Source organism: Thioclava sp. F28-4 (genome assembly GCF_002020045.1).
Taxonomy (GTDB): Bacteria; Pseudomonadota; Alphaproteobacteria; order Rhodobacterales; family Rhodobacteraceae; genus Thioclava; species Thioclava sediminum.
Genome location: NZ_MPZQ01000004.1, coordinates 138,654 through 151,542, shown reverse-complemented (window position 1 = coordinate 151,542; position 12,889 = coordinate 138,654). Strand labels below are relative to the sequence as shown.

General features: G+C 61.7%; 9 protein-coding genes. 8 read left to right on the top strand and 1 reads right to left on the bottom strand.

Features of this window, described 5'->3' with window-relative positions; translation table 11 throughout:
• Window positions 1-6: 6 nt before the first annotated feature.
• Complete coding sequence (locus tag BMI87_RS10810; RefSeq protein ID WP_078521324.1) at window positions 7-501, bottom strand: DUF4405 domain-containing protein; 495 nt, start codon at window positions 499-501, stop codon at window positions 7-9.
• A 249-nt stretch (window positions 502-750) separates the two neighbouring features.
• Between BMI87_RS10810 and secE the strand changes: the two genes are divergently transcribed.
• The 8 genes from secE to rpoC all read left to right on the top strand — a co-directional run bounded on the left by secE (window position 751) and on the right by rpoC (window position 12,853).
• A complete protein-coding gene (secE, locus tag BMI87_RS10805) occupies window positions 751-936 on the top strand; it encodes a preprotein translocase subunit SecE (RefSeq protein ID WP_075773824.1) in 186 nt (61 codons plus the stop codon).
• 242 nt (window positions 937-1,178) lie between these two features.
• On the top strand, window positions 1,179-1,718 hold the full coding sequence (gene nusG, locus BMI87_RS10800; RefSeq protein WP_075773825.1) for a transcription termination/antitermination protein NusG: 540 nt from the start codon (window positions 1,179-1,181) through the stop codon (window positions 1,716-1,718).
• 106 nt (window positions 1,719-1,824) lie between these two features.
• Window positions 1,825-2,277 carry a 50S ribosomal protein L11 gene (rplK, locus tag BMI87_RS10795; protein ID WP_078521322.1) on the top strand — a complete coding sequence of 151 codons (453 nt, stop codon included), beginning with the start codon at window positions 1,825-1,827 and terminating at the stop codon, window positions 2,275-2,277.
• 3 nt (window positions 2,278-2,280) lie between these two features.
• Window positions 2,281-2,979, top strand: a complete 699-nt coding sequence (rplA, locus tag BMI87_RS10790) for a 50S ribosomal protein L1 (RefSeq protein ID WP_075773827.1) — start codon at window positions 2,281-2,283, stop codon at window positions 2,977-2,979.
• Between the two features lie 258 nt (window positions 2,980-3,237).
• Complete coding sequence (gene rplJ, locus BMI87_RS10785; RefSeq protein WP_078521320.1) at window positions 3,238-3,750, top strand: 50S ribosomal protein L10; 513 nt, start codon at window positions 3,238-3,240, stop codon at window positions 3,748-3,750.
• 66 nt (window positions 3,751-3,816) lie between these two features.
• Window positions 3,817-4,191 (top strand): 50S ribosomal protein L7/L12, encoded by a 375-nt coding sequence (gene rplL / locus BMI87_RS10780; protein WP_078521318.1) that lies wholly within the window; start codon window positions 3,817-3,819, stop codon window positions 4,189-4,191.
• A 248-nt stretch (window positions 4,192-4,439) separates the two neighbouring features.
• The gene (gene rpoB, locus BMI87_RS10775) at window positions 4,440-8,576 is read left to right on the top strand and encodes a DNA-directed RNA polymerase subunit beta (protein WP_078521316.1); all 4,137 of its coding nucleotides are present in this window, start codon (window positions 4,440-4,442) and stop codon (window positions 8,574-8,576) included.
• A 50-nt stretch (window positions 8,577-8,626) separates the two neighbouring features.
• Window positions 8,627-12,853 (top strand): DNA-directed RNA polymerase subunit beta', encoded by a 4,227-nt coding sequence (rpoC, locus tag BMI87_RS10770; protein ID WP_078521314.1) that lies wholly within the window; start codon window positions 8,627-8,629, stop codon window positions 12,851-12,853.
• Window positions 12,854-12,889 lie beyond the last annotated feature (36 nt).

Here is a 12,889-nt window from a genome sequence, read left to right as displayed (position 1 = left end):
GGGCCGTTATTGCGGCTGCCCCATCAGTTGCTGGGCAAGCGTCGCGGCGGAGCTTCCACGCGCCGAGGCGATTTCCGTCAGGCTTTGCGTCACATCGGCATCCAGCTTGGCGGCGGCGTCGGTGCCCGAGAGGCCGAGCACGGGTGCGGCCTCCGACAAAGGCGCGTCCAACAGCGCCTGCGCGATCGCGAATTGCGGAGGGCCACCGCGCGCGCCGCTTTGAGAGCTCGTCGCGGCGGGAAGGACGAAGGCCAGCGCCGCCACGATGGAAAGCGCGAGCGCCACGCCCATCGGCGCGCGTTTGAAGTAGTTGGTCATCGGCCGCCAGTTCTTCCAGATATGCAGCACGAAGGGCACGATCAGCACCATCGAGAGCCATTCATGCATGCCGTGGAACCATGCGCTGCCCCAATGGAAGAACAAGGCGATTCCTGAAATCAAAGAGACGAGGAAAAGGCCGGTGATGAACGGCGTGGCGTAGCGGTTGAGGATGGCGGGCATCGATGGCTCCTATCGAATCGCGGCTGTGCTGACCGCGCGGGTTGTCGGATGTTAAGTTGCACGCGCATCGATGGATTTTCCGTTATCAAAGCCGGCTTGCAGTGGGCGCATGGCGCCTGCGCGCGCGCAGAGCGCTGCAACAGCCTTGAAATCCGCGAGGGGAGCAAGTATCTGGCGGCAGTTGCGCCGAAAGCGGCGCGGTATTTTCGGCTCAAGGGCGCCGCATTGGGCGCGTAAGGAACGACGACGATGGCAAACCCACTCCAGTTTCTCCAGCAGGTGCGCTCGGAAGCGGGCAAAGTGGCTTGGCCGAGCCGCCGCGAAGTTCTGCTGACGACCGGCATGGTGCTGGCGATGGCTGCGCTGACGGCAATCTTCTTCTCGCTCGTGGACTGGGTCATCCGTCTCGGCGTGACGCAGGTGATCGGGAGCTGATAGGCTTCCGGCGCTCTCCGCCAGACCTCATTCGCAGTTGCGGCAAGGAAGTGATCGCGCTCCGGCCTTACGCTCTTGAAATCACAGGGCTCCGGCGGTAAAGGGGCGGGACTTTCCCAGAGGCGGCGTGCATCGATTCGCGTGGTGCGCGCTGTTTTTTATTCTGGGAGACACGGGTAATCCCGTGAAATAACAGGAATTTTCGGCGCTCCGGCGTCGTCGGCAAGGGGCAAAGAATCGGCATGGCGAAGCGTTGGTATTCGGTGAGCGTTCTCTCGAACTTCGAGAAGAAAGTGGCCGAGCAAATCCGTCAGGCCGTGATCGATCAAGGTCTGGAAGACCAGATCGAGGAAGTTCTGGTGCCGACCGAGGAAGTGATCGAGGTGCGTCGCGGCAAGAAAGTGACCTCCGAGCGTCGCTTCATGCCGGGCTACGTGCTGGTGCGGATGGAGATGACCGACAAGGGTTATCACCTGATCAACTCGACGAACCGGGTCACCGGTTTCCTCGGGCCGCAGGGCCGGCCGATGCCGATGGGCGATGCGGAAGTGAACCGCATCCTCAGCCGTGTCGACGAATCGGGTGAGCAGGCCGCGCCGCGCAGCCTCATCACCTTCGAGGTCGGCGAGAACGTGAATGTGACCGACGGGCCCTTCGAGGGCTTCTCGGGCATGGTCGAGGAAGTGGACGAGGCGGCGAGCCGCCTGAAAGTCACCGTCTCGATCTTCGGTCGGCCGACGCCGGTCGAACTGGAATACACGCAGGTGCAGAAAACCGCCTGAGTGTGAGCCGTGGGAGGCGAGGGGCCCTGCACGACAGGGACGCCCGGACCGAACCACTAAACTTCGCGACCCCCTAGGGGCGTGACAGTGATAAGGAGAGGGCCACATGGCCAAGAAAGTTGTTGGGCAGCTCAAGCTGCAAATTCCGGCAGGCGGCGCAAACCCGTCCCCGCCGGTCGGTCCGGCGCTGGGTCAGCGCGGGATCAACATCATGGAATTCTGCAAGGCGTTCAACGCCAAGACGCAGGAAATGGACAAGCAGGCGAAGATCCCGACGATCATCACCTACTACGCCGACAAGTCGTTCACCTTCGAGATCAAGCAGCCCACGGCTAGCTTCATGATCAAGCAGGCAGCCGGCCTCAAGCCGGTCGGCAAGCGTAACCGTCCGAAGGGTTCGGAAGCTCCGGGCCGCGTCGTCGCCGCGACCATCACCGCCGCTCAGGTGCGTGAGATCGCCGAAGCGAAGATGAAGGACCTGAACGCCAACGACATCGAAGGCGCGATGAACATCATCCTCGGCTCCGCGAAGTCGATCGGTATCGAGGTGAAAGGCTAAGTCATGGCAAAGCTCGGTAAACGCACCAAAGCCGCCCGCGAAGCCTTCGCCGGCAAGTCCAACGTCTCCGTCGAGGAAGCCGTTTCGCTGATCAAGTCGAACGCGAACGCGAAATTTGACGAGACCCTCGAAATCGCGATGAACCTCGGTGTCGACCCCCGTCACGCCGACCAGATGGTTCGTGGCGTCGTCGCTCTGCCGAACGGCACCGGCAAGACCGTCCGCGTGGCTGTCTTCGCTCGTGGCGCGAAAGCGGACGAAGCCAAGGAAGCCGGGGCCGATATCGTCGGCGCCGAGGACCTGATGGAAACCATTCAGGGCGGCACGATCGAATTCGATCGCTGCATCGCGACCCCGGACATGATGCCGATCGTCGGCCGTCTGGGTAAGGTCCTGGGCCCGCGCAACCTGATGCCGAACCCGAAAGTCGGCACCGTGACGATGGACGTGAAAGCGGCTGTCGAAGCGGCGAAAGGTGGCCAGGTTCAGTTCAAGGTCGAGAAGGCCGGCGTCATTCATGGCGGCATCGGCAAGGTCTCCTTCTCCGAGGAGCAGCTGGCCGAAAACATCCGCGCCTTCGTGGATGCCGTGACCAAAGCCAAGCCCGCCGGCGCGAAAGGCACCTACATGAAGAAGGTGTCCCTGAGCTCGACGATGGGCCCGGGCGTCGCCGTCGACATCACGTCGGCGACCGGCAACTAAGAGAATTCCACCGGGGGAAACCTCGGTGGGTGGTAGGGCGGCGGCCTGACGCTTCCGCCCTGACCTGTCCGAGACGGAGGGTGCCTGATCCCGCAAGGTGACGGCTTAATTTCCTTCCTGAGATGGGGATCGAGACCAATTCCGGGTTTGGGCCTTCGGGCCGATCTCGGGCGATCTGGCCTCGGGCCCTTCGGACCCGACCCCGGGAAACCGGGACAATGAGAGCCGGGGGGAAACCCCCATACTTGGAGTGTAACTGTGGATAGAGCCCAAAAAGAGAAAGTGGTCGAGGAACTCGGCCAGATCTTCGCAAGCTCTGGCGTCGTAGTGGTTGCTCACTACGAAGGCATGACGGTTGCTAACATGCAGGACCTCCGCGCACGCATGCGTGAAGCGGGTGGTTCGGTTCGTGTTGCCAAGAACAAGCTCGCCAAGATCGCCCTTGAAGGTCAGCCCTGCGAAAGCATCGCTGAATACCTGACGGGCATGACCGTGCTTTCCTATTCTGAGGACCCTGTCGCTGCGGCGAAAGTGGTCGTCAAATACGCCAAAGAGAACGAGAAACTCTCGATCCTCGGCGGCGCAATGGGAGACTCGGCACTCGACATCGCTGGTGTCAAAGCTGTCGCTGACATGCCGTCGCGTGAAGAGCTCATCGCTCAGATCGTGTCGCAGATCGGCGCACCCGCTTCGAACATCGCCGGTGCCGTTGGCGCGCCTGCTTCGAACATCGCGAGCATCCTTTCGACCATCGAGGAAAAGGCTGCGTAAGCAATCGACTTGTCCCGTAGCGGCTTGAAACCGCGACGTTGGAAACCCAAATCTAGGAACTGAAAAATGGCTGATCTGAAAAAACTCGCCGAAGAAATCGTGGGTCTGACCCTCCTGGAAGCCCAGGAACTGAAAACCATCCTGAAAGACGAATACGGCATCGAGCCCGCCGCTGGTGGCGCTGTCATGATGGCCGGTCCGGCTGCTGGTGGCGAAGAAGCTGCTGAAGAGAAAGACGAATTTGACGTCGTTCTCGTCGAAGCTGGCGCTCAGAAGATCAACGTGATCAAAGAAGTCCGCGGCATCACCGGCCTGGGCCTGAAAGAAGCCAAAGAGCTCGTTGAAGCTGGCGGCAAGGTCAAGGAAGGCGCTGCGAAAGCGGAAGCCGAAGAGATCAAGAAAAAGCTCGAAGACGCTGGCGCGAAAATCGAGCTCAAGTAAGCGAGCCGGATGCGACTGCATCCGATCTGAAAAAAGGGCTGGGTCCGGGGTTTTCCCGGGCCCAGCCGAACCTGTCTCGGAGAGGGCTTTGCCCGTTTGAAGCTTTCTCCAAGGCGGTGTTCGCGGTTCGGGAGCCTTTCGGTGGGACGAGAGGCAGGTATGGAACCGCCCCCCCTTCATTCGCCTTGCGGCGTGCAATGGGCCCCGACATTGCATGTGCCGCGAAGAGACGAAAGGTCACGCAGAGCATGGCTCAAGCTTACGTTGGTCAGAAACGCATCCGTCGCTATTACGGCAAAATCCACGAAGTCCTCGAAATGCCGAACCTCATCGAGGTTCAGAAATCCTCCTACGATCTGTTCCTGCGCTCCGGCGAAGTGGATCAGCCCACCGATGGCGAGGGTATCCAGGGCGTTTTCCAGTCGGTCTTCCCGATCAAGGATTTCAACGACAACGCCATTCTGGAGTTCGTGAAATACGAGCTCGAAAAACCGAAATACGATGTCGACGAGTGCCAGGCTCGCGACATGACCTATTCGGCGCCGCTGAAGGTGACCCTGCGCCTCATCGTGTTCGATGTGGACGAGGAAACCGGCGCGCGTTCGGTCAAGGACATCAAGGAACAAGACGTGTTCATGGGGGACATGCCCCTCATGACCAAGAACGGTACGTTCATCGTGAACGGCACCGAGCGGGTCATCGTGAGCCAGATGCACCGCTCGCCGGGCGTGTTCTTCGACCATGACCGCGGCAAGACCCACTCCTCGGGCAAGCTGCTCTTCGCCTGCCGCATCATTCCCTATCGCGGCTCGTGGCTGGACTTCGAATTCGACGCCAAGGACCTCGTCTTCGCGCGTATCGACCGTCGTCGGAAACTGCCGGTGACCACGCTGCTCTATGCGCTGGGTCTCGATCAGGAAGGCATCATGGATGCCTATTACGACACCGTCACCTACACGGCGAAGGGCAAGTCGGGCTGGGTCACCAAGTTCTTCCCCGACCGCGTGCGCGGCACCCGTCCGACCTTCGACCTCGTCGATGCGGCGTCGGGCGAAGTGATCCTGAAAGCGGGCGAGAAAGCGACCCCGCGCATGGTCAAGAAATGGCGTGACGACAACTCGGTCCCCGAGCTGCTCGTGCCGTTCGACCACATCATGGGCCGCTTCTGCGCCAAGGATATCGTCAACGACGAAACCGGCTTCATCTACATCGAAGCGGGCGACGAGCTGACGGCGGAGTACGACAAGAACGGCGAGCTTTCGGGCGGTTCGATCAAGACCCTGATCGACAATGGCATCACCGAGATCCCGGTGCTCGACATCGATAACGTCAATGTCGGTCCCTACATCCGCAACACCATGGCGTCGGACAAGAACATGAACCGCGAAACCGCGCTCATGGATATCTACCGCGTCATGCGTCCGGGCGAGCCGCCGACCGTCGAGGCCGCGGACACCCTGTTCAATAGCCTGTTCTTCGACTCCGAGCGCTACGACCTCTCGGCCGTGGGCCGCGTGAAGATGAACATGCGTCTCGACCTCGATGCGCCGGACACCCAGCGCACGCTGCGCAAAGAGGACATCATCGCCTGCATCAAGGGCCTGGTGGAACTGCGCGACGGCAAGGGCGAGATCGACGACATCGACCACCTCGGCAACCGCCGTGTGCGTTCGGTCGGCGAACTGATGGAAAACCAGTATCGCGTCGGCCTGCTGCGCATGGAGCGCGCCATCAAGGAGCGTATGTCCTCGGTCGAGATCGACACGGTCATGCCGCAGGATCTGATCAACGCGAAACCGGCCGCGGCTGCGGTGCGTGAATTCTTCGGCTCCTCGCAGCTGTCGCAGTTCATGGACCAAACCAACCCGCTGTCGGAAGTCACGCACAAGCGTCGTCTCTCGGCGCTCGGCCCGGGCGGTCTGACCCGTGAGCGTGCCGGCTTCGAGGTGCGCGACGTTCACCCGACCCACTACGGTCGGATGTGTCCGATTGAGACGCCGGAAGGTCAGAACATCGGTCTGATCAACTCGCTGGCCACCTTCGCCCGCGTGAACAAGTACGGCTTCATCGAAACCCCGTATCGCAAGGTCAACGACGGTCAGGTCACCGATGAGGTGGTCTACATGTCCGCGACCGAGGAAATGCGTCACACCGTGGCGCAGGCGAACGCGACGCTCGATGAGAACGGCAAGTTCATCAACGATCTCGTCTCGACCCGCCAGTCGGGCGAATACGCGCTCAACCCGCCGGAAACGGTGGACCTGATCGACGTGTCGCCGAAGCAGCTGGTCTCGGTCGGTGCGGCGCTCATTCCGTTCCTCGAAAACGACGACGCGAACCGCGCTCTGATGGGTGCGAACATGCAACGTCAGGCCGTGCCGCTGCTGCGCTCGGAATCGCCCTATGTCGGTACCGGCATGGAAGCGACCGTCGCACGCGACTCCGGCGCTGCGATCATGGCGAACCGCGGCGGCATCATCGACCAGGTCGATGCGCAGCGTATCGTTATCCGCGTGACCGACGATCTCGAAGCGGGCGACGTGGGCGTGGACATCTACCGTCTGCGCAAGTTCAAGCGCTCGAACCAGTCCTCGACCATCAACCAGCGTCCGATCGTGAAAGTGGGCGACCGGGTGGTGAAGGGGCAGATCGTCGCTGACGGTCCGTCGACCGACATGGGCGAACTGGCTATCGGCCGTAACGTGGTCGTCGCCTTCATGCCGTGGAACGGCTACAACTACGAAGACTCGATCCTGATCTCCGAGCGGATCCACCGCGACGACGTGTTCACGTCGATCCATATCGACGAGTACGAAGTGGCGGCCCGCGACACCAAGCTCGGTCCGGAAGAGATCACCCGCGACATCCCGAATGTCGGCGAGGAAGCCCTGCGCAACCTCGACGAAGCCGGGATCGTCTATATCGGCGCCGAAGTGGGGCCGGGTGACATCCTCGTCGGTAAGATCACGCCGAAGGGCGAAAGCCCGATGACGCCGGAAGAGAAACTCCTCCGCGCCATCTTCGGCGAGAAGGCATCGGACGTGCGCGACACCTCGCTGCGTCTGCCGCCGGGGGCCTACGGCACGATCGTGGAAGTCCGCGTCTTCAACCGTCACGGCGTCGACAAGGACGAGCGTGCGCTGCAGATCGAGCGTGAGGAAGTCGAACGTCTGGCCCGTGACCGGGACGACGAGCTCGCCATTCTCGAGCGCAACATCTACGCGCGTCTCAAGACCCTGATCACCGGCAAGACCGCCGTGAAGGGGCCGAAAGGCGTCAAGGCTGGCTCGACCATCGACGAAGAACTGCTGGGCACCCTGTCGAAGGGCCAGTGGTGGCAGCTCGCGCTCGAAGACGAGGGCGACGCCAAGGAAGTCGAAGCCCTCAACGACCAGTTCGAGGCGCAGAAGCGCGCGCTCGACCTGCGGTTCGAGGACAAGGTCGAGAAGGTCCGTCAGGGCGACGATCTGCCTCCGGGCGTGATGAAGATGGTCAAGGTCTTCGTGGCTGTGAAGCGCAAGCTTCAGGCTGGCGACAAGATGGCTGGCCGTCACGGCAACAAGGGCGTCGTGTCGAAGGTCGTTCCGATGGAAGATATGCCGTTCCTCGCCGATGGTACCCCTGTCGATCTCGTGCTGAACCCGCTGGGCGTGCCGTCGCGCATGAACGTCGGTCAGATCCTCGAGACGCACATGGGCTGGGCTTCGCGCGGTCTGGGCAACCAGATCGACGAGGCGCTGAAAGCCTATCGTCGTAACGGCGACCTGACCCCGGTTCGCGAGGCGATGAAGATCGGCTATGGCGACGAGACTTACGGCGAGATCATCGAAGGTATGGATGACGAGGCGTTCATCGAGAGCGCCGAAGCCGTCCGCACCGGCGTTCCGATCGCGACCCCGGTCTTCGACGGTGCCAAAGAGGCCGACATCAACGACGCGCTCAAGCGTGCGGGCTTCAACGAGTCCGGTCAGTCGATCGTGTTCGATGGCCGCACCGGCGAGCAGTTCGCGCGTCAGGTCACGGTGGGTGTGAAGTACTTCCTGAAGCTTCACCACCTCGTCGATGACAAGATGCACGCCCGTTCGACCGGTCCGTACTCGCTCGTCACGCAGCAGCCGCTGGGTGGTAAGGCGCAGTTCGGTGGTCAGCGTCTCGGGGAGATGGAGGTCTGGGCTCTGGAAGCTTACGGCGCCGCCTACACCCTGCAGGAGATGCTGACGGTGAAGTCGGATGACGTGGCAGGCCGGACGAAGGTCTACGAGTCGATCGTCAAGGGCGAGGACAACTTCGAAGCCGGCGTGCCGGAATCGTTCAACGTTCTCGTCAAAGAGGTCCGGGGCCTCGGCCTCAACATGGAACTCCTGGACGCGGAGGATGACGAGTGAGGGCTTCGGCCCTCCTCTAAGCCCTTCCGCCCTCATTCAAGGATTTACAGATGAACCAGGAACTGACCCAAAACCCGTTCAACCCGCTCGCGCAGCCGAAGGCGTTTGACGAGATCAAGATCTCGCTCGCCTCGCCGGAGCGGATCCTGAGCTGGTCCTTCGGTGAAATCAAAAAGCCGGAAACCATCAACTACCGTACGTTCAAGCCCGAGCGTGACGGTCTGTTCTGCGCGCGCATCTTTGGCCCGATCAAAGATTACGAATGCCTGTGCGGCAAATATAAGCGCATGAAGTATCGCGGCGTCGTCTGCGAGAAGTGCGGCGTCGAAGTCACCCTCCAGAAAGTGCGCCGCGAGCGTATGGGCCACATCGAACTGGCCTCGCCCGTCGCTCACATCTGGTTCCTCAAGTCGCTGCCCTCGCGCATCGGCCTGATGCTGGACATGACGCTGCGCGACCTCGAGCGTATCCTCTACTTCGAAAACTTCGTGGTGATCGAGCCGGGTCTGACCGACCTGCAATACGGTCAGCTGATGTCCGAAGAAGAGTATCTCGACGCGCAGGACACCTACGGCGCGGACGCCTTCACCGCCAATATCGGCGCGGAAGCGATCCGTGAAATGCTTGCTGGCATCGATCTCGAAGCCACGGCCGAGCAGCTCCGCGAAGAGCTGAAGGAAGCCACGGGCGAGCTGAAGCCGAAGAAGATCATCAAGCGTCTGAAGATCGTCGAGTCGTTCCTCGAGTCGGGCAACCGTCCCGAGTGGATGGTGCTGACCGTGCTTCCGGTGATCCCGCCGGAACTGCGTCCGCTCGTCCCGCTCGATGGTGGCCGTTTCGCGACCTCGGATCTCAACGACCTCTATCGTCGTGTGATCAACCGGAACAACCGTCTGAAGCGTCTGATCGAACTGCGTGCGCCCGACATCATTGTGCGCAACGAAAAGCGGATGCTGCAGGAATCGGTCGATGCGCTGTTCGACAACGGCCGTCGCGGTCGCGTCATCACGGGCACCAACAAGCGCCCGCTGAAGTCGCTCTCGGACATGCTGAAAGGTAAGCAGGGTCGCTTCCGTCAGAACCTTCTGGGTAAGCGCGTCGACTTCTCGGGTCGTTCGGTCATCGTGACCGGCCCGGAACTCAAGCTGCACCAGTGCGGTCTGCCGAAGAAGATGGCGCTCGAACTCTTCAAGCCCTTCATCTACTCGCGCCTCGAGGCCAAAGGCCTGTCGAGCACCGTGAAGCAGGCGAAGAAGCTGGTCGAGAAAGAGCGTCCCGAGGTCTGGGATATCCTCGACGAGGTCATCCGCGAGCACCCGGTTCTGCTGAACCGTGCGCCGACGCTGCACCGTCTGGGTATCCAGGCGTTCGAACCGATGCTGATCGAAGGTAAGGCGATCCAGCTGCACCCGCTCGTCTGCTCGGCGTTCAACGCTGACTTCGACGGTGACCAGATGGCCGTCCACGTTCCGCTCTCGCTGGAAGCCCAGCTGGAAGCGCGCGTGCTGATGATGTCGACGAACAACGTTCTGTCGCCCGCCAACGGCGCGCCGATCATCGTTCCTTCGCAGGATATGATTCTGGGTCTCTACTACGTGACCATGGAACGCGAAGGCATGAAGGGCGAAGGCATGTCCTTCTCCTCGGTCGAGGAAGTGGAGCACGCGCTCAACTCGGGCGAAGTGCATCTGCACGCCAAGATCACCGCGCGGATCAAGCAGATCGACGAAACCGGCAACGAGGTCTACGAGCGTTTCGAGACCACGCCCGGCCGTGTGCGCCTCGGCGCGCTGCTGCCGCTGAACGCGAAAGCGCCGTTCGAACTGGTGAACCGTCTTCTGCGTAAGAAAGACGTGCAGAACACGATCGACACCGTCTACCGTTATTGCGGTCAGAAAGAGTCGGTCATCTTCTGTGACCAGATCATGGGCATGGGCTTCAAGGAAGCGTTCAAGGCTGGCATCTCGTTCGGCAAGGACGACATGGTGATCCCGGATAACAAGTGGGACATCGTCGAAACCGTCCGCGATCAGGTCAAGGACTTCGAACAGCAATACATGGACGGTCTGATCACCCAGGGTGAGAAGTACAACAAGGTCGTCGATGCATGGTCGAAGTGTAACGACAAGGTCACCGACGCGATGATGAACACCATCTCCGCGCCGAAATATGACGAGAACGGTGCCGAGCAGGAACCGAACTCGGTCTACATGATGGCCCACTCGGGCGCTCGTGGCTCGGTGACGCAGATGAAGCAGCTGGGCGGCATGCGTGGCCTCATGGCCAAGCCGAACGGCGAGATCATCGAGACGCCGATCATCTCGAACTTCAAGGAAGGTCTGACCGTTCTTGAATACTTCAACTCGACCCACGGCGCCCGTAAGGGTCTGTCGGATACCGCACTGAAGACGGCGAACTCGGGTTACCTGACCCGTCGTCTGGTGGACGTCGCTCAGGACTGCATCGTGCGCACGCATGATTGCGGCACCGACCGCGCGATCACCGCGTCTGCGGCTGTGAATGACGGCGAAATCGTCGCTCCGATCTCGGAGCGCGTGCTGGGCCGTGTCGCGGCGGATGACGTGACGGTTCCGGGTGAGGACGAGGTGATCGTCCGCGCCGGCGAGCTGATCGACGAGCGCAAGGCCGACGCGATCGAGCAGGCGGGCGTGCAATCCGTCCGTATCCGCTCGGCGCTGACCTGTGAGGCCGAAGAGGGCGTTTGCGCGCTCTGCTACGGTCGCGACCTCGCACGCGGTACGCTGGTGAACCAAGGCGAAGCGGTGGGCATTATCGCCGCGCAGTCGATCGGTGAACCCGGTACGCAGCTGACGATGCGGACCTTCCACCTGGGCGGTGTTGCTCAGGGTGGCTCGCAGTCGTTCCTCGAGGCCAGCCAGGAAGGCAAGATCGAGTTCCGCAACGCCAACATCATCCTCAACGAGATGGGCGAGCAGATCGTCATGGGCCGGAACATGCAGCTCGTGATCGTGAACGATCAGGGTGACGAGCTTGCCTCGCACAAGATCGGCTACGGCACCAAGGTCTTCGTGAAGGATGGCGAGTCGGTCGGTCGCGGCGACAAGCTGATCGAATGGGATCCCTACACCCTGCCGATCATCGCCGAGAAGCCCGGTAAGGTGCGCTTCGTCGACCTGATCTCGGGTATCTCCGTGCGCGAGGATACCGACGATGCGACCGGCATGACCCAGAAGATCGTGTCCGACTGGCGCGCTGCGCCCAAGGGCAACGAGCTGAAGCCGGAAGTTCTGATCCTCGGCGAGGATGGCGAGCCGGTCCGCAACGAAGCGGGCAACCCGGTGACCTATACCATGTCGGTGGATGCGATCCTCTCGGTGGAAGACGGTCAGGACGTGAAGGCGGGCGACGTCGTCGCGCGTATTCCGCGCGAAGGCGCGAAGACGAAGGACATCACCGGCGGTCTGCCGCGTGTGGCCGAACTCTTCGAAGCACGCCGTCCGAAGGATCACGCGATCATCGCCGAAATCGATGGCTATGTGCGCTTCGGCAAGGACTACAAGAACAAGCGTCGGATCGCGATCGATCCGCGTGACGATGGTCTGGAGCCGGCGGAGTACATGGTGCCGAAAGGCAAGCACATCCCGGTGCAGGAAGGCGACTTCGTGCAGAAGGGTGACTACATCATGGACGGCAACCCGGCGCCGCATGACATTCTGCGCATTATGGGGATCGAGGCTCTGGCCGACTACCTCATCAACGAGGTGCAGGACGTCTATCGACTGCAGGGCGTGAAGATCAACGACAAGCACATCGAGGTGATCGTTCGCCAGATGCTGCAGAAGATCGAGATCCTCGATTCCGGCGATACGACGCTCCTGAAAGGCGAGAATGTCGACAAGGCAGAGTTCGACGAGGAGAACGACAAGGTTGCAGCCCGTGGTGGGCGTCCGGCGCATGGCGAGCCCGTGCTGCTCGGCATCACCAAGGCCTCGCTGCAGACCCGGTCCTTCATCTCGGCGGCCTCCTTCCAGGAGACGACCCGCGTTCTCACCGAGGCTTCGGTGCAGGGCAAGCGCGACAAGCTCGTGGGCCTCAAGGAGAACGTCATCGTCGGCCGTCTGATCCCGGCGGGTACCGGTGGCGCGACCACCAAGGTCCGCAAGATCGCGACCGAGCGTGACTCCAAGGTCATCCAGCAGCGTCAGGCCGAGGCGGAAGCCGCGGCAGCGCTGGCGGCTCCGGCCGAGGCAGAGGCTGATTTCGGTCCGGTCGAGACGCCGGAAAGCCGCGATTGATCCACCTCCGGTTGGAGACGATCTGAAACATCCCCC

Bases quoted from the DNA above. Each gene is read 5' to 3' on its own strand.
- BMI87_RS10810 (WP_078521324.1), bottom strand. From the start codon at position 501: ATGCCCGCCATCCTCAACCGCTACGCCACGCCGTTCATCACCGGCCTT.
- secE (WP_075773824.1), top strand. From the start codon at position 751: ATGGCAAACCCACTCCAGTTTCTCCAGCAGGTGCGCTCGGAAGCGGGC.
- nusG (WP_075773825.1), top strand. From the start codon at position 1,179: ATGGCGAAGCGTTGGTATTCGGTGAGCGTTCTCTCGAACTTCGAGAAG.
- rplK (WP_078521322.1), top strand. From the start codon at position 1,825: ATGGCCAAGAAAGTTGTTGGGCAGCTCAAGCTGCAAATTCCGGCAGGC.
- rplA (WP_075773827.1), top strand. From the start codon at position 2,281: ATGGCAAAGCTCGGTAAACGCACCAAAGCCGCCCGCGAAGCCTTCGCC.
- rplL (WP_078521318.1), top strand. From the start codon at position 3,817: ATGGCTGATCTGAAAAAACTCGCCGAAGAAATCGTGGGTCTGACCCTC.
- rpoB (WP_078521316.1), top strand. From the start codon at position 4,440: ATGGCTCAAGCTTACGTTGGTCAGAAACGCATCCGTCGCTATTACGGC.
- rpoC (WP_078521314.1), top strand. From the start codon at position 8,627: ATGAACCAGGAACTGACCCAAAACCCGTTCAACCCGCTCGCGCAGCCG.